General features: G+C 61.4%; 13 protein-coding genes and 3 pseudogenes. 10 read left to right on the forward strand and 6 right to left on the reverse strand.

Features of this window, described 5'->3' with window-relative positions; genetic code table 11:
* Window positions 1–375 (forward strand): hypothetical protein, encoded by a 375-nt coding sequence (locus tag ACFDR6_RS06130; RefSeq protein WP_375857752.1) that lies wholly within the window; start codon window positions 1–3, stop codon window positions 373–375.
* On the opposite strand, the pseudogene ACFDR6_RS06135 reads toward ACFDR6_RS06130, so the two are convergent.
* Window positions 372–500: pseudogene (locus ACFDR6_RS06135) on the reverse strand (IS1595 family transposase); the annotation flags it as partial. The gene ACFDR6_RS06130 and the pseudogene ACFDR6_RS06135 sit on opposite strands and share 4 nt — an antisense overlap.
* The gene (locus tag ACFDR6_RS06140; RefSeq protein ID WP_375857753.1) at window positions 497–1,351 is read right to left on the reverse strand and encodes an IS1 family transposase; all 855 of its coding nucleotides are present in this window, start codon (window positions 1,349–1,351) and stop codon (window positions 497–499) included. The gene ACFDR6_RS06140 and the pseudogene ACFDR6_RS06135, both read right to left, overlap by 4 nt.
* Window positions 1,352–1,659: 308 nt before the next feature.
* Here ACFDR6_RS06140 and ACFDR6_RS06145 point away from each other — a divergent pair, with 308 nt between their 5' ends.
* A complete protein-coding gene (locus ACFDR6_RS06145) occupies window positions 1,660–2,178 on the forward strand; it encodes a winged helix-turn-helix domain-containing protein (protein WP_375857754.1) in 519 nt (172 codons plus the stop codon).
* 211 nt (window positions 2,179–2,389) lie between these two features.
* Here the strand turns inward: ACFDR6_RS06145 and ACFDR6_RS06150 are convergent, their stop codons facing one another.
* Window positions 2,390–2,695 (reverse strand): hypothetical protein, encoded by a 306-nt coding sequence (locus ACFDR6_RS06150; RefSeq protein WP_375857755.1) that lies wholly within the window; start codon window positions 2,693–2,695, stop codon window positions 2,390–2,392.
* Between the two features lie 129 nt (window positions 2,696–2,824).
* On the opposite strand from ACFDR6_RS06150, the pseudogene ACFDR6_RS06155 reads away from it, so the two are divergent.
* From ACFDR6_RS06155 to ACFDR6_RS06165, 3 genes and pseudogenes are all read left to right on the forward strand, one after another.
* A pseudogene (locus tag ACFDR6_RS06155) lies at window positions 2,825–2,923 on the forward strand (ATP-binding protein); the annotation flags it as partial.
* Between the two features lie 255 nt (window positions 2,924–3,178).
* The gene (locus tag ACFDR6_RS06160) at window positions 3,179–4,828 is read left to right on the forward strand and encodes a recombinase family protein (protein WP_375857756.1); all 1,650 of its coding nucleotides are present in this window, start codon (window positions 3,179–3,181) and stop codon (window positions 4,826–4,828) included.
* 11 nt (window positions 4,829–4,839) lie between these two features.
* A complete protein-coding gene (locus ACFDR6_RS06165; protein WP_375857757.1) occupies window positions 4,840–5,769 on the forward strand; it encodes a ParB/RepB/Spo0J family partition protein in 930 nt (309 codons plus the stop codon).
* Between the two features lie 343 nt (window positions 5,770–6,112).
* Here ACFDR6_RS06165 and ACFDR6_RS06170 read toward each other — a convergent pair whose 3' ends face one another.
* Both ACFDR6_RS06170 and ACFDR6_RS06175 read right to left on the reverse strand, forming a co-directional pair.
* Window positions 6,113–7,276 (reverse strand): hypothetical protein, encoded by a 1,164-nt coding sequence (locus ACFDR6_RS06170; protein ID WP_375857758.1) that lies wholly within the window; start codon window positions 7,274–7,276, stop codon window positions 6,113–6,115.
* A 269-nt stretch (window positions 7,277–7,545) separates the two neighbouring features.
* Window positions 7,546–8,700: a YaaC family protein gene (locus ACFDR6_RS06175; RefSeq protein ID WP_375857759.1), complete on the reverse strand. Its 1,155-nt coding sequence runs from the start codon at window positions 8,698–8,700 to the stop codon at window positions 7,546–7,548.
* A gap of 317 nt (window positions 8,701–9,017) precedes the next feature.
* Between ACFDR6_RS06175 and ACFDR6_RS06180 the strand changes: the two are divergent.
* The 5 genes and pseudogenes from ACFDR6_RS06180 to ACFDR6_RS06200 all read left to right on the forward strand — a co-directional run.
* A pseudogene (locus ACFDR6_RS06180) lies at window positions 9,018–10,472 on the forward strand (YifB family Mg chelatase-like AAA ATPase); the annotation flags it as partial.
* Between the two features lie 98 nt (window positions 10,473–10,570).
* Complete coding sequence (locus ACFDR6_RS06185) at window positions 10,571–11,038, forward strand: hypothetical protein (protein ID WP_212082893.1); 468 nt, start codon at window positions 10,571–10,573, stop codon at window positions 11,036–11,038.
* Window positions 11,039–11,157: 119 nt separating this feature from the next.
* Window positions 11,158–13,383: an ATP-binding protein gene (locus ACFDR6_RS06190; protein ID WP_375857760.1), complete on the forward strand. Its 2,226-nt coding sequence runs from the start codon at window positions 11,158–11,160 to the stop codon at window positions 13,381–13,383.
* 107 nt (window positions 13,384–13,490) lie between these two features.
* Window positions 13,491–14,120 carry a histidine phosphatase family protein gene (locus ACFDR6_RS06195; protein ID WP_375857761.1) on the forward strand — a complete coding sequence of 210 codons (630 nt, stop codon included), beginning with the start codon at window positions 13,491–13,493 and terminating at the stop codon, window positions 14,118–14,120.
* A gap of 205 nt (window positions 14,121–14,325) precedes the next feature.
* Window positions 14,326–15,384: an AI-2E family transporter gene (locus tag ACFDR6_RS06200; protein WP_375857762.1), complete on the forward strand. Its 1,059-nt coding sequence runs from the start codon at window positions 14,326–14,328 to the stop codon at window positions 15,382–15,384.
* Between the two features lie 4 nt (window positions 15,385–15,388).
* Here the strand turns inward: ACFDR6_RS06200 and ACFDR6_RS06205 are convergent, their stop codons facing one another.
* The gene (locus tag ACFDR6_RS06205) at window positions 15,389–15,628 is read right to left on the reverse strand and encodes a hypothetical protein (protein ID WP_212082884.1); all 240 of its coding nucleotides are present in this window, start codon (window positions 15,626–15,628) and stop codon (window positions 15,389–15,391) included.
* Between the last annotated feature and the right edge of the window lie 42 nt (window positions 15,629–15,670).

Here is a 15,670-nt window from a genome sequence, read left to right on the forward strand (position 1 = left end):
ATGTTCGCAGTTGGGGACGTCGTCGAGCTTTTTGCTCCGCAGGCTGGGCATAAGAAGTATCACGTTTGCATCTGTGTAAATCCTGGCGCAGCGCATCAATTTTTGTATTTGAATTCAGATCCAAGTTTTGCCGGCACCATCGCGTTTGATTGTGCCAGCATTCCCTGCATTCCGGCCTCGAAGACTGGCAAAACGGTTTTTACCTTCGCTCACCTGCCTCGCTACAACGATAACCAGTTGAAGCTGTACAACGCAAAGAAACTAGGCGTTTTGGACAAGCAAGTTGCAGCGGACGTTATTGCTTTCGTGGCGACAGTTAAGACGCTCAATAAAGCCGACAAGGCGATGGTCACGGCTGGTCTCTCCGCGATCTAAAGCTTTACAGCTCGTTGCCAATAGCCCTTCCACTGGCGCGAAATCGCGTGCTGCAAAGCAACGTCACAAGTCATTAGATATTGTTCGCCGTTGCTGATGCGGCGGTTGTTCTCGCGCCAAACTACCGGGACGAGCGGATTTCCCAAGCTTCAATCATTTCCACCAGATCGGTCATTTCCCAAAGTCGCGACGTAACGCCCGCCGCCATCGCTGGCGTCATCTTCAAGGACGAATGCACGCGCACAAAATTGTAGTGCATCGCGTGAAGTGCGATGGCGCAAGCGTGGTTCTCGATCTTCTTGGAGAAGCCATTGGTCAACCGGGTGAACCGGCGCATGCTCATGCGCATGGTGAGGTTCGCCCGCTCCACGTAGGACGTGCTGATGTGCTTCATGTCCGGGTTTCCAATGATCGGGTTTTTTTCAATACCGATGCAGACGGCGGGGCTGTAGCGCCGTTCCGGTGATTTGCCCGGCTCTTGTCCATATTTTTTGACGAGAATCGAATAGTCGATGTCGTTTCCGAAGGCATCCACGACGGCTTGCAGATAGGCCTTGTGGCCGTCGCTTGTGAGTTGGATGCGGTTTGCGAGCCTACCCTTCAAATCATCAATGAACTCGCGAGCGGCGCCGTAACTGCGGTCTGATACGTAGAAGCTCGCCAGCAGCTTGGTTTCGGCGTCGATGGCGGTCCACGTCCAAACGTCGCCAGCATCAACCGGCGCGGCCTTCGCCTTCGCCACATTCATGTGCTTCGCGTAGACGAAGCTCCAGATTTCATCGACCTGGACCAGCTTGCACGGCAGGTTGCGCAGTACACGGTCTTGGTAGGCTGCGCTGGCGCGTCCTGCGTCAACCAAGAGCTTCGCAATTGTGTTCTTGCTGGCGCCGGTTACGCGCGAGATCGCACGGATTGCCATGCCCTCGCAGAGCAGCTGCAAAATCTTAGCGCGATCTTCTCTGGTCAATCTGTTCATACTGACCCTTATACGTGAGAGGGCGTCAGGTTGTAAACAGATATTTGCAGTTTCCCGTTACGTTCCTAACACGGCGCTAGGAACGGGTTGACCTTCTGCTAGATTCGTGAAACAAACAAAAACGCCGCAGTCGTTAGCTGCGGCGTTTGATCCTCAACCCGGCTTGGTCGGCCTAGAGAGCGGAGGTTGCATTAGAAGATGACGATCAAAAAAGCAGAGGGGGCGGTAAGCCCCTTAGGTCCACTCGGATGAGCCATCCTCGTTTTGCTCATTCCGTATAGCATAGCCTCCCAGGGAGGACAATAAAAATGTCAACGGAATCAAAGGATTTCGATCCATACGCTATTGTCTTGGCCGATCTAAAGGCTCAGCGGGATCGAATTGACCAAGCTATTCAAGCCATTGAGTCGGTACGCGCTGGTGGTTCTCAAGCGACTGCCACTGCTGGGCCGCAGCGCCAGCAAGAGGCCGTTCTTGGTGATGGTGCTTTCCACGGAATGTCGATTTCGGAGGCCACAAAGAAGCTTCTCGGCGTCCGCAAGAGGAAGATGACAAACACAGAGATCCTAGCGGAGCTTAAGGCTGGCGGGATGGTCTTAACGTCCGCCGACCCCCTCAATACCGTTGGTGCCGTACTGACCCGCCGCTTCAAGGAAGTGGGCGATATCGTCAGGGTGGAGCGCGGAACGTGGGGCCTTAAGGAATGGCATCCCGGCCGCACTTGGAATTGGAAGAAGGAGCCTAAGGCCGAATCCGCGCCCAAAGGCGGGGACTGGTCCTCAGACCCTAATGCTTTCCCGGAGCCCACCGAGAACGAACAGCCTTAAGCGCAGAAGCTTTTCGCTCGGCAGCAGTCATTTTAGCGGCGCGAGCTTTCCCACCAGCTAACCCACCCTTACGGCCCCGCTCAATTGCAGCGGGGTCTTTTTCGTTTTTGGTTTCTGGACCGTTATCAGGGGCTTCGCCCGTCGCTATGTCGATTATCGACTTGGCGAGCTGATTGGGGTCGCGGGGGCGTTTGGGTTGCTTGTCCATTGGTCACGGCTGCCTGAGAAATTGATCGTTGAAGTGAAGCCGGAACTCATCAATCGCTTCCTCAAAGCGCCCGAAACCTTCCTGACGCATCAAGGCGGCAAATCCAACGCTGCGCTCTGTGCCAACAATGGCCGACCAATAGTAGTGGATCATCCCAGCCGCATCACGCTCGTTCAGCCGCATAATGGTGTACCGGACCCCATCCTTCAGTTTTTTGGAAGCATTGGGGGAGACCAAAATCGGCTCGAATACGCGCTCATTAAGGAAGCGCATAATCCGCTGTTCTTTCGGTCCAAGGGCTTTTGCCATTCGGCAAATATGGCCCTAAACGGCGCCAATTCCTAGGCGTCGCAGCCGCCATAATCAAACTGACCCAGTACCGGAGAGGGCCGGGCTCTGCTACCCCTAATTGTACGAGAGGGGCAGGCTGGTTTGAGCATGGTTCAGCGGGTTTCTACCGTCGCCTTTGAGGGGATCGAGGCCCGCGCGGTCGACGTGCAGGTGCAGGTCGCGCCGGGCCTGCCGGCGTTCGCCATTGCAGAGTGTGAATGCCAACACTATACGGCATCAACGCACGGAGATTGCAATGGAATTGCGGAACTTGGCCACCCTGATTGCCCTTCGGTCCACCGTTCGGCTCGCATGGGCCATAGCACGGGCAGCAAGGGTGCTTGGAGACCTTGGGGAGGCCCTTGAGCGGGTTGTGGACGACCAAGCGCGTAGGAGGCAGGTGGACATCACCGATGTCTTAGAACCCCTCCTGCCCGACGCAGCCGTCTGAGGCTGGCCCCCATGAGCACCGCCGTCCGCCCTGCGCGGTCCGAAGAGACCCGCGCGTACTCTTATGTCCGCTTCTCGACACCTTCACAGCAGGAGGGAGCGAGCTTCGCGAGGCAAATGGACAAGGCAACCAAGTTCGCTCTTGACCACGGGCTTACCTTAGACACCGAGCTGAACATGACGGACATCGGTGTGTCGGCCTACAGGGGCAAGAATGCCCGCACGGGGGCGCTCGCTGGGTTCCTTGAGGCAGTCCACAAGAATTACGTCCCTGAAGGCAGCTACCTCCTCGTTGAGAACATAGACCGGCTGTCGCGTGACGACTTCTTTGAAGCACAGACGCTGTTCCAACAACTGATCGTCAGCGGGATCAACATCGCTGTGCTGTCCACGGGTGAGGTGTACTCGCACGACCGGCTGAAGAAGCAGCCTTACGACATCATGTACATCGTCGCTGAGCAGATCAGGGCGAACCAAGAGAGCGCGAGGAAATCGCAGCTCATCGGTGATGCCAAGGCGCGGAAAAAGAAGCGATTGATAGAGCACGGCCTTGAGGGCAAGCCGTATACCCGCCAAACCCCCGCGTGGATCACTTGGTCGGACGAAGACAAGCGTTACGAGCTGATCCCCGACAGAACGGAAATCGTGCGGGAGATGTTTGACCGCATGGCTGCGGGTGACGGCCTTACTCGCATCGCTCGGGACCTCAACGAGCGCGGTGTGCCGACGTGGGGCAGGAGCGGAAAGCAGAGGACGGCAGACCACTGGCGCACCAGCTACATCCGCAAGGTCCTGACGAGCACCGCACCCATCGGCACCTTCACCCCGCACACTACGGCCCATGACGAAGACACAAGGGCACGCAGGGATCAGCCGATGGACCCGGTAGAGAACCTGTTTCCGGCCGCAGTGGACGCCGACACCTATTGGAAGGTGAACCGCAAACTCAGCACCAAGGCAGCTCGCGGACGGAACGCGAGACAGCCACCGAAGTCCATTGTGTCAGGCATCGCCTTCTGCGCCACGTGCGGCCACGCCATCACGAGGGTTGCCAAGGGAGACTACGTGTACCTCGTGTGCTCCCGCGCCAACATGAAGGCTGGGGAATGCCGCTACTTGGCCGTCAGGTACGAGGCGGTTGAGACTGCACTGAAATCCAATGTGCACCAGTTGATCAAGGAAGCCCCTCGGGGCAAGAGCACGGCGGAACTTGAGCGAGAGATTGAGAGACTACAGGCCAACGCTGACGCAGCAGAGCAGAAGACGTTCGACTTGGCGGAACTCGCGGCACAGGAGAGAAGTCCAGCAGCAAGGAGAGCCCTGCGGGACACGGAGCAGCAGCTCAAGGACCTTCAGAAGCGACTGCGGGAGCTGAGGAGCCAGAGGGACACCCTGACGACCGCAAGCGTCAAAGACCGCCTGAAGGCCGTGCAACAGGCCCTCTCCGGTAAGATGGATGTGGTGGAAATCAATAAAGCACTGCGGGATGCCATGCGTCGTATCGTGATCGATCCCGAACAGGGCCACCTATGGATACGCTGGCATCACTCAGATGAGGTGCAGGACATCTTGTGCATCACGCGGCACATGAGCTTTGAAGATTTCAGGGAAACGGTGCCCCCGATGCACGCGTTGTTCCCCGAGAAGCCCGCAGTGAATTGAAGGTACGACACGTGAACACGAAGAAGAACCATTTCCCATGGGAGCCCAAGGCGCCCGTGCGTAGGGCCGACATCAAATACCCCAGCGACAGCAGCAAGACGGCAAAGCAGCTCCAGGCTGAGATTGATCAGGCAGGGCCGATTGCGCTGGAGCCTAAGCGACGCAACGTTTCCCGCAGCGCACTTCATTTGGCGGAAGATGTTTTCCAGTGGCGTGGCAACTACCAACGGGACCAGTGGACCCGAGCGGATCACATTTACACCCTCGCCAAGGCGATCCACGAAGGCGATCCTCTGGACCCCTTGCTGGCGATGCCCGTTGGGAAGGACTTCTACGTCATTGACGGCCACCACCGCCTTGCAGCCTACGACACCGCAGGTTGGACCAAGGAAATCCCTGTGGTGGTATTCGAGGGTAACCTGACCGAGGCCCGCGTTCGAGCGCTGTCCAGCAACGTCAAGGACAAGCTCCCGATGACGGCGCAGGCAAAGAGCGCGGCTGCGTGGACGATCACCAAGGAGGACCTTGGGTCTCTCACTGCGGAGGAGGTCCGACGATTGACCGGCGTGTCGGTCCGCCAAGTCCGCTTCATGCGAAAGGTTTGGCGCGAGCTGAATGCAAAAGAGGGCGTTGAACCCGAGGACCTGAAACGGCTGACTTGGAAATCCGCGCGGGACCTGTGGGAAGGGAGAGAGCCAGACACTGACTTTGATCAGGAGGGTTGGAAGGTGCGGAAGGCACAGGAGGTCGTGGACACGATCACGAGGCACAATCTGACCATGGGGCTCCTACAAGATTTCGAGGTGACGGCGCTTGCCCTTCAGATGCTTAGCGAGAGGCTCCCAGCGGCGCTGATCGAAGAATGGGCCACCGACCACCAAGAGCTGATTTCCGACTTGGCGGCCCGGATCGCCCACCCCGAGGACGACATTCCCTTCTGAGGGTGCAAATACATGACGTGCAAATTGCACCCCAAATCGGCTCGAATGGGTATCTTGGCACCGTTATAGTTTATAACTGTGTGGCAGACCGCTCCGTCCCAGCGGCAGGCCAGCCGCCCGAGGGAGCCCCACGGGGGAACCCGGCGGTGCTCTGAGGATAAGTCATTAACCAATTGGGGCGCCGACAGCGGCTTCTGGATGGCCCTCTTATTGTTTCACTCCCAACGGGGGAACACGCGTACCCGAGACCCAGCTAACCTTGTTAATGAGCGGGTGCGTAACGACCCCGTCTGACAGGGCCGCGCAGCCTTCCGGAGCACCCAGAGGCCCACCGAGATGTCGGCTATGCCGGGTCGTGCTGATAGAATTCGCCGGGCTCTTCGCCGGGACGCCAAAGGAACCGCTTGAACCGCTGATAGGCGAACGCTTCGAGCGCGTCGTCCTCAGACTGAACCGCAAGCACCATTGCCTTACAGATTTCGAGCCCGAGCTTTCGAGCGGGGGTCTCGGCTTGATCAATCGACTTCGACATCACATCGAAATGGATGTTTCGAGCGTAAACAGGCTCCTCTCGTAGGCCCTCTATCGAACCGCTGCGCTCGATCACCACATCCCACATTGCGCGAGCTACCGAGTGAACCTCGGCAAGAGCGTGCACACTCATACGCGCCCCACTGGCCCGTACATCCACCATTCTCGCTGTGACCCGCGCTAAAGCCCACCAGAAAGCACGGCGGCTCCCCACGATTTCGTTGGCCTCGCCGACGATCAGGCAGGAGACAATTTCGCCGCTACGTGTGTGAAGGTTGACGTATCGACAATCTTCCCAATCCTCTCGTGGCACCTTCTCGAGGTCAGCCTGAGTAAGGGACCGTCGTTCCGTGACAACCGCACCGTCATCATGCCGCACAAGGGCCAGCCCCGTCGCAGTGAACACAAGCCGGACCTTGAATTCATTCCCAGAGAGGCGCGGCTCCTCATAGAGACTGCGCTGGCTGGGCATCAAAGCGCTCGTATCATCCTCGCTCGCGAGCAACGGTGGAGGACCGAGGGTCTCATCAAGCGTATCGCGTATCCTCGCATCCGAGCGCTCCGCGAATGACTTCCCTTCAAGCGCACCGAACAGCTCGGAGGCAAAGTTATTGAAATCGCTCTCGGAGACCTCGCTGTTCTGAACCGAGGTTTGAGCTAAAAAGAACGCCAAGGCGGCAAGAGAGGTGCCGAGAAGGAGCCCGTCCGGGGGCGTTAAGCCCCCACGCAGAGCCTGCTTGAAGGCCTCAAAGTTCATCGTGGTGAGTTGATGGTGGACGGCTCCGCGATCCTGAGCGGGGAGATGTTCGAATTCATTTGCCAACAGAGAGCCAGCCAAGAGCAAGGCTGACCGCGCAGCACTTATCCCACCCGAGTTGATGTGACCGTCGATTGCGCTCGCGAGGCCCGGGTAGTTCTTGTGCATCTGCCTGACGCCGCCCGGATAAAACAGGAGCATGGCGTCAAGACGACCCATGACGTCTCGCCTGAATTTTCGACGCTCAAAGAACCCCATCAGCGACACCCCTCAAGCCCGGGACGAGCATAGCACAGCCTCCGCGCGCAGGCGCAGGTTAGCCAATCACCGGAACGACGGACACTGTAAGGCGGGCTGTCGGAAGGCCGAACAAGGCAGGGGTACATGAGGGGCGAAGGGAAGCCTCCAACGGTCGCTCCGGGCTCTAAATCGCGCCAGAGGGAGGGCACAGGGAGGCAGTCTACGAAGGCCACGCGGAGGCTCGCGCTTCAGTCAGAGAACACGTGATAGGATCGGCTCAACTCACTCAATGTAGCCCAAGGCACGCGGCGCTCAGCGATGGACAGAAGCTCTTCAATAGCCAAGGCGATAGGCGCGCTGTTTTCGACGTCGGCTACCCACCGATCAGGGTAGTAACGGGCGTAGTTACCAGCAATGAACAGCGCTACATAGATGTAGCCGAACTCGTTCAGCGGAGACTTCCTATCGAGCCAGCAGCGGAATTCTGTGGTGGACGTCGCGGCCCCCGGAGGCAGGCGCATCGAGCAGGAGTTGTTCACCGGATCGGAGTTTATGGTGATGACGCCGCCGCTCGGGAGAGGGATGTAATTGAGCCGATCAACCAGGTTGGGATGAATTTCGAGGCTCTCGAAGACTTCATGCGCGATGTCCGAGGGATGAAGGACGAAACGCAACACGCTTCTTTCAGGGAAATCCTCACGAACCATTGCTCCTCGCGCGCAGTTGCTGCGAATTCCGTAGGAGTTCACGAAGTTCAACATGTCCGGGATGTGCGTGAGGCAGTCGAGCAGCGTTAAGCCTTTTTGGTTGAGCAACGGCATCCGAATGTCATCCGGCCCAGCCAGTATCTCGGTGCCGGAAGTCTGTCCTCCGCCCTCGTGGGTATTGGTGTATTTTCCGACATACGGCGCTTCTCTTGCACCCCGATGCCACAGCTCGAATGTACCGAGACGCTCTTCCTCTGCTTCCCGTTGGAGGACCATCGGACGTGCGAACAGGCCGCTTGCGCTAACCGTCAGCTCATCCGAAAGCGGGCCGGACCGGGTATCGGAGAACAGCAATCCATGGTGCCTGTGATGTTCACGGGCTCTGTCGAGACTGAAATCTCCCGACTGCTTTAAGAGAACCTCCGCCAATGCGAGGTTCATAACTGCATAGTAGAGAAGAGTAGGCTTTGTAACGAGCGACACCACCCGAGCTGCTGCCGCATACTCACGTGCCTGCATCAAGCAGTAGCGGATTTGCTTAGCCTGCTTCTGAGCATTCTTCCTCTGGCCCGGCGGAAGAGCATGGAGCGCCACCATCAGGTCAGTCACCGACGCCACGTTCTGGAACCGCTGGAGCGAGGACCAAGCGGTGCGCTCGTCCGGGGAGCGAACGGTGGTGAGGGCCGACAAAATCATCAGCGCTCACCTGCTATAAGGAAGGGCACCATTGCGCGCACTCAGGCTCCATCAGATCTATTGGACGGGCATACACGTGTGGAACCTGAAGGGCGAGTGTCTGCCGCAGGCCTTCCGAGAGGTTGTCCCCTACAAGACGTTGCGTCGGTGAGCCGGGCGGAGGCGAACCCCCTTTAAGTCCACCATGTGAAATCGGGCGCCGGACAACGACCGAAATAGGGTCCGGTGTTCTCGGAGAGGCTCAATTTTCCAAGAGACCCGAGGGGTTAAGTGATAAAAGTCCCGGGAGCGGAGGTGACAAAAATTGTCATTGACGCCCCTCCTTTGCCATCGTCGGCCTGCCGGACAAGGCGGTGTCGGAGGCGCGCGAGCGGGTGCGTTCGGCGCTGATCGCCTCTGGCCTCGCGCTGCCGGCGCGGCGGATCATCGTCAATCTGGCGCCGGCCGACCTGCCCAAGGAGGGCAGCCATTACGACCTGCCGATCGCGCTCGGCCTGATGGCGGCGATCGGCGCGATCCCGCCGGATGCGCTGAGCGGCTTCACGGTGCTCGGCGAACTCGGCCTCGACGGCTCGATCGCGCCCGTGGCCGGCGTCCTTCCCGCCGCCATCGGCGCCAATATGCGCGAGGAAGGGCTGATCTGCCCGGCGTCCTGCGGCTCCGAGGCGGCGTGGGCCAGCCCGGACATCCAGATCATCGCCGCAAGCTCGCTGATCCAGATCGCCAACCATTTCAAGGGCACCCAGGTGCTGTCGCGCCCTTCGCCGAAGGTGCACGAGGCCGCCGCCTCGACGCTCGACCTCCGCGACATCAAGGGTCAGGAAAGCGCCAAGCGGGCGCTGGAGATCGCAGCCGCCGGCGGGCATCATTTGCTCATGATCGGCGCACCGGGCGCCGGCAAATCGATGCTGGCGGCACGCCTGCCCTCGATCCTGCCGCCGCTCTCGCCCGGCGAGTTGCTCGAGGTCTCGATGATCGCCTCCGTCGCCGGCGAGATCGAAGGCGGCGCGCTGACGGCACGGCGGCCGTTCCGCTCGCCGCATCATTCCGCGAGCATGGCCGCCCTCACCGGCGGCGGCATGCGCGCCAAGCCCGGCGAGATATCACTCGCGCATCAGGGCGTGCTGTTCCTCGACGAATTGCCCGAGTTCGATCCGCGCGTGCTGGATTCGCTGCGGCAACCGCTGGAGAACGGCGAGGTCGCCGTATCGCGCGCCAATCACCGCGTCACCTACCCTGCCCGCTTCATGCTGGTGGCGGCGATGAATCCGTGCCGCTGCGGCAACGCGTTCGAGCCCGGCTATGCCTGCAAGCGCGGTCGCATCGACCGCTGCACGGGCGATTACCAGGCACGCATCTCGGGGCCGCTGATGGACCGTATCGATCTGCGCATCGAAGTGCCGGCCGTGACCGCGGCCGATTTGATCCTGCCGCCGCCGGCGGAGGGATCGGCCGAGGTCGCCGCGCGCGTCGCGGCGGCGCGCGACATCCAGCTCGCGCGCTATGCCGATGCCGGTCTGCCCAATGTCCGCACCAATGCCGAGGCGCCGGCCTCCGTGTTGGAAGACATCGCCAAGCCGGATGCGCAAGGCGCCAAATTGCTGCGCGACGCCGCCGAGACGATGCGCCTGTCGGCGCGCGGCTATCACCGCGTGCTGCGGGTGGCCCGCACGCTGGCCGATCTCGATTCCGCCGACAGGATCGGCCGGCTGCATCTGGCCGAAGCGCTGTCCTATCGCGCACTCGCGGAGGATGTGCGGCAGCTGGCTTGATCACTCCGCGCATCAACCCGGCGGTAACGAGTTTCCTTTACGCTCTGCAAACCATAAGGCCCGATGAGTTCCCGAGCGGCCTGTGCGAGTAGGGTGTCATGTTGCGTTTCAAGATCCTGGCCTCGGTTGTTCCCCTCCTGGCGGCTGTCGCATTCGGTCGCGGCGAGATCGGATCGGTCTCACATCCCTGCATCGCGCTCGGCGACACCTCGGTCGAGCTGACCTCGCTGTTCTGGACGGCCGGCGTGCATGTCGCCTTCACCGAGGATCCGGAGCGCGCCACCGTGCGGGTTCAGATCACCGATGATGCTGACGCGGCGGACTTCACCGTGGTGGACGGCGGCCCCGGTTCCGAGCCGGACTCCTGCCAGGCCAATCCCTCGAGGCGACTTGTGTCGATCGCCGCTGAGCCCGTCGACGGCGGCCAGGTGATCTATCTCTCCACCGAGGGGCCGGCGGATTACCGCATCTATGTGCGCTCGAAATCGTTCTCGCAGCGCGAGGCGGCGGCGCTGATTGTCGGCGCCCGCGGCGGCCACCGCCACCTCCAGGCCGCCTCGCTCTGAGCCGTTAACACATCGTCAACCCTGTTTGGAGGCGGCACCGGAGCTTCAAACTGTTCGCAAGGTCGGCGGGCCATCGTCGCACGCGGCAGTGGTGGTCTCGGACAAGAGTCGGGGTGACGATGGGTCGGACGTTCCGGATCAAGGTGCGCATGCGCCGCTTCAGGCGACGGCACCCCCGAATTGCCTTTGCGATCCGTTCCTTCATGATCTTCTCGGCGACCTTCGGCGGCGCCTATGGTTTCGTGACCGGCAGCCGGTCCGACAATTCCGGCTACGATCCCCACGCCTTCGCGATCGGCGCGAGCTTCCTGTTCGCGCTCGCCTGCCTCGGCCTTGCGACGCTGAGCATGCGCCTGCGCTTCGTCAATAAGCGGCTGCGGACGCTCGCGGCCCACAACGAGGCGCTCATCGACCGCAATTGGGAGCTGAAGGAGGCGGAAGAACGCGCCCGCAGCCTGTTCGAGCAGCAGGGCGACCTCATCGTGTTGCGCGACACGAGCGGCCGCATCACCTTTGCCAACGAGGCCTATTGCACACTCGCCGGTCAGGCGCGCAGCGCGCTGGTCGGTACGCGTTTCGACTTCGACATTCTGGAGCAGGGCGACAGCGCGAGAGAGAGCAACGGCACGCGCGTCCACGACCAGAAGATCGCGACCCCGCTCGGCGCGCGCTGGATTGCTTGGCGCGAGGGCTACGTCCGCCACGATGCCGGGCAACCCGCCGAATTGCAGAGCGTGGGACGCGACGTCACCGACCGCACCGAGACCGAACGTGCGCTGTCCAACGCGCGCGACCAGGCCGACGCCGCCAACCGCGCCAAATCGCGCTTTCTGGCGATGGCCTCGCACGAGATTCGCACGCCGCTGAACGGCATCATCGGCATGGGCGGCCTGTTGCTCGACACCACACTGACGCCGGAGCAGACGACCTACGCGCGAGCGGTGAAGACGTCGGGCGAAGCCCTGATGGCGCTGATCGAGGAGCTGCTCGACTATTCCAAGATTGAAGCGGGCAAGCTCGATCTCCAGCTGCGTCCCTTCGCCCTGTCCACGCTGATCGAGGAAATCACCGAGCTGCTGGCGCCGCGTGCACAGGCCAAGGACCTCGAGATCGCATCCTATATCGACGAGCGCCTGCCGCTCGAGGTGGTCGGCGACGCGGCGCGGTTGCGCCAGGTGCTGCTCAATCTCGCCGGCAACGCCATCAAGTTCACAAGCCATGGCGGCGTCGCGCTGATCGTCGAACCCGGCATCTGGCCGAACGAGATCAGCTTCCTGGTCCGGGACACCGGCATCGGCATCGCGCCGGAAGCGCAGCAACGCATCTTCCGAGAGTTCGAACAGGCCGACGAGCGCGTCTCCCGTACCTATGGCGGCACCGGACTTGGGCTTTCCATCAGCGAGCGCATCGTCAAGCGCATGGGCGGCCGGATCACGCTCGCGAGCGAGCCGGGCAAAGGCTCGACCTTCGAGGTCGCAATGCCGCTTCCGCCGTCGCAAGCCGGCGCGGGACAGACCGCCTTTCCGAGCCCTGACCTCGGCGGCAAGTCGATGCTTCTGGTCGCGGACGGAATCGAAGCCTCGCTGATCGCGCGGCGTCTGGAGCGTTGGGGCGGCCAGACCTGCATGGTCTCGGATGCGGCAGTTGCCGAAGCGCTGCTGCCCGAACGCTCATGGCACGCAGTGCTGATCGATCGCGCGATCGGCCCTGCCACCGCCGACCATCTGGGCGAAATGGCTCGCGCGCATGCAGCCCAGCGCCTCGTGCTGCTGACGTCGGGCTCGCGCCATGAAAAGCTGTCGCCGGCCTTCACAGGCTTTCTGGTCAAGCCGCTGCGGGCAGCCTCGCTCGCCGCGCGCCTCGCGCTGACGCCGGAAGTCGCCTCACCCGATCTCGCGCCGGAGCCACCGGTTGAAGCCGCCGGCGCGACGCAGGCAAGGGGCCTGTCGATCCTGGTCGCCGAGGACAACGAGATCAACGCGTTGTTGATGCGCTCGCTGCTGACGAAGCTCGGCCACCGCGTCGTCATCGCCGTCCACGGCGAGGCCGCGCTGGAATCCTGGCTCGCCGCTTCATCGGCCGGCACGCCCTACGATCTCGTGCTGATGGATATCCAGATGCCGCAGCTCGACGGCATCGAGGCGACCAAGCGTATCCGCGCGCATGAGGCCGCCATTGGCGGCCATCACACGCCGGTCCTCGCGCTCACCGCCAATACGCTGGAGGAGGATCGCTATGCCTGCTTCGAGGCGGGCATGAACGGATTTCTGATCAAGCCGCTCGACCGGGAAAAATTGGAAGAGGCGCTGGCGGGTCTGGCAGCCCCCCGGCACCTCGCGGTCTGATCCAGAGTTTCAGAGGGAACTCTGGCCCGGCGGCCAAACGACAATTGAAATAGGCGGCGTTGCGCGTCACCATACGCAGGGGTCTTTTGCAATGAAGGACTTTGCGCATGAATGTGCTTTGCCGCCTCGCACTTGTTGTTTTCCTCGTTGGGTTATCCCGACACGCCGCAGCCGATACACCGGAACTCATCGCATCGCTCAAGCAAGGCGGCTACGTGCTGGTGTTTCGGCACACCGCCACCGACGACAGCCAGAAGGATGTCTACCCCTTCAAGTTCGAAGACATGAGCGCCCAGCGCCAGCTCAGCGAAAAGGGCAGGGACATGGCGCGCCAGATCGGGACGGCGCTCAAGGACCTCGCGATTCCCATTGGCGATATCTACACCAGCCGGCTGAACCGGGCGGTCGAGGCCGGCAAGCTGATCTCGGGACGCGAGGTCAAGCCGGTCGATGCGTTGACGGACAGCAGCAACGCGAGCGCGTCGGGAATGGCAAACCCGACGGGTGCAAATGCAAAGGCGGGCCAGGCGGTGCGTCAGCTCGTCGATGCGGCCCCGAAGGCCGGCACCAACACATTCCTTGTCACCCACAAGACCAACATTGCCGACGCCTTCGGCAAGGAGGCCGGCGACGTCCAGGAAGGCGAAGCTTTCGTCTACAAGGCCAGCAGCTCCGGCCCCGCGACCTTCGCCGGGCGCATCAAGCTCGCCGACTGGGGCGCGAAAGCGGGCAAATAGAGGCCGGTCGTCAGCGCCGAGCTGGCAGCGCCGTCCCGCCCCGCGTCATGGATTGAGCTGCATGCTTTGCGCTACGCGGATCATTCGGATCCGGATCATGCACTAAAGCGCGATGAGATTTGGACGAATCGTCATCGCGCTTTACGTTGTCGTCCACGCATGATCTTTCCGGATCATGCTCTGGCGAGCAGAAGGCTGCGAACACGTGAGTACCTCGGAAGACCGTTCTTTCCTCATCCTGCTTGCTGCGATCTCGGTTGCGTTCGCCTGGGTGCTTTGGCCGTTCTCCGGCGCATTGCTGTGGGCCGTATTGCTGGCGATCATCTTCGCGCCGCTCTATCGGCGCACTCTGGAAGCGCTCCCGGGAAAGCACAATCTTGCAGCCCTGTTCACTGTCGTCGTCGTCGTCGTGATGGTCCTGATCCCGGTCGCGATCGTCATCGCTTCCCTCATCGATCAGGGCGGAGAGCTGTATCAGCGCATTCAGAACGGAGAAATCAGTTTCGCGCATCCCCTGCAGCAGCTGCGATCCGCGCTGCCCGACTGGACGGCTTCCCTGGCGGATCGCCTGGCGTCCATCGATCTTTCCTACATCAAGGAACGCCTGTCGAATCTGGTCGTCCCCGCCGGTCAACAGCTGGCCGGACATGCGCTCAACATCGGGCAGGTAACGCTGGAGTTCGTCGCGAGCCTGTTCGTGATGTTGTACCTGCTGTTTTTCATGTTGCGCGACGGTGACGAGCTCAACGCACGCATCCGCGACGCGCTGCCGCTGCGCCCGAGGCATACTGCCGAGATTCTCCATGCATTCACCCTCGCTGTTCGCGGGACGATCAAAGGGATCGTGCTCGTTGCCCTGATTCAGGGAGCGCTGGGCGGGCTGATCTTCTGGCTGCTCGGCCTGACTGCGCCGCTGCTGGCGGGCGCGCTCATGGCCCTGCTCTCGCTCCTGCCCGTGCTCGGCTCCGCCATGATTTGGGTTCCGGTCGCGCTCTACCTGCTTGTGGCAGGTTCGGTCACGAAGGGACTCGTCCTGCTCGCATTCGGCACCTTCGTGATCGGTCTTGCGGACAATTTCCTACGCCCGATCCTGGTCGGCCAGTCGATACAAATGCCCAGCTACGTCGTGCTGCTTGCCACCCTGGGCGGGTTGGCCACGTTCGGCGCGAACGGCTTCGTCATCGGCCCACTCGTCGCCGCCATGTTTCTGACGGGGTGGCAGATCTACGTTGGCTCGAAGATGCAACAGGAGGTCCGGAAATGACCTCCTATGCGGCATAGGCAATGAACCGCGGGGCCGAGAGCTTATCGGGCGGCGTCTGACTGCCCCTGAAGATGGTGTCGGCCTTGGCCGCGCGCTTGCAATGCGGGCAGACGAAGAGATGCGCGATGATCGGGGTCGGCTCGTCCGCGAGCAGCTCGGAGCGGAACCACTTCATCTCGACATGGCAGTCCGGGCAGATCGGCGCTTCGAGCTGTTCCGCAGCGCTTCTGAGACGATCAACCATGATGCCGTTCCCGCCGTTTCCCAAGGAATAGCGGATTACCAG

Origin of the sequence: Bradyrhizobium tunisiense (genome assembly GCF_042263385.1) — a bacterium.
Classification (GTDB): domain Bacteria; phylum Pseudomonadota; class Alphaproteobacteria; order Rhizobiales; family Xanthobacteraceae; genus Bradyrhizobium; species Bradyrhizobium tunisiense.

Coding starts and splice junctions, on each gene's coding strand:
- ACFDR6_RS06185 (WP_212082893.1), top strand. CDS start 10,571: ATGTTGCGTTTCAAGATCCTGGCCTCGGTTGTTCCCCTCCTGGCGGCT.
- ACFDR6_RS06140 (WP_375857753.1), bottom strand. CDS start 1,351: ATGAACAGATTGACCAGAGAAGATCGCGCTAAGATTTTGCAGCTGCTC.
- ACFDR6_RS06170 (WP_375857758.1), bottom strand. CDS start 7,276: ATGGGTCGTCTTGACGCCATGCTCCTGTTTTATCCGGGCGGCGTCAGG.
- ACFDR6_RS06145 (WP_375857754.1), top strand. CDS start 1,660: ATGTCAACGGAATCAAAGGATTTCGATCCATACGCTATTGTCTTGGCC.
- ACFDR6_RS06190 (WP_375857760.1), top strand. CDS start 11,158: ATGGGTCGGACGTTCCGGATCAAGGTGCGCATGCGCCGCTTCAGGCGA.
- ACFDR6_RS06175 (WP_375857759.1), bottom strand. CDS start 8,700: ATGATTTTGTCGGCCCTCACCACCGTTCGCTCCCCGGACGAGCGCACC.
- ACFDR6_RS06130 (WP_375857752.1), top strand. CDS start 1: ATGTTCGCAGTTGGGGACGTCGTCGAGCTTTTTGCTCCGCAGGCTGGG.
- ACFDR6_RS06205 (WP_212082884.1), bottom strand. CDS start 15,628: ATGGTTGATCGTCTCAGAAGCGCTGCGGAACAGCTCGAAGCGCCGATC.
- ACFDR6_RS06150 (WP_375857755.1), bottom strand. CDS start 2,695: ATGGCAAAAGCCCTTGGACCGAAAGAACAGCGGATTATGCGCTTCCTT.
- ACFDR6_RS06160 (WP_375857756.1), top strand. CDS start 3,179: ATGAGCACCGCCGTCCGCCCTGCGCGGTCCGAAGAGACCCGCGCGTAC.
- ACFDR6_RS06195 (WP_375857761.1), top strand. CDS start 13,491: ATGAATGTGCTTTGCCGCCTCGCACTTGTTGTTTTCCTCGTTGGGTTA.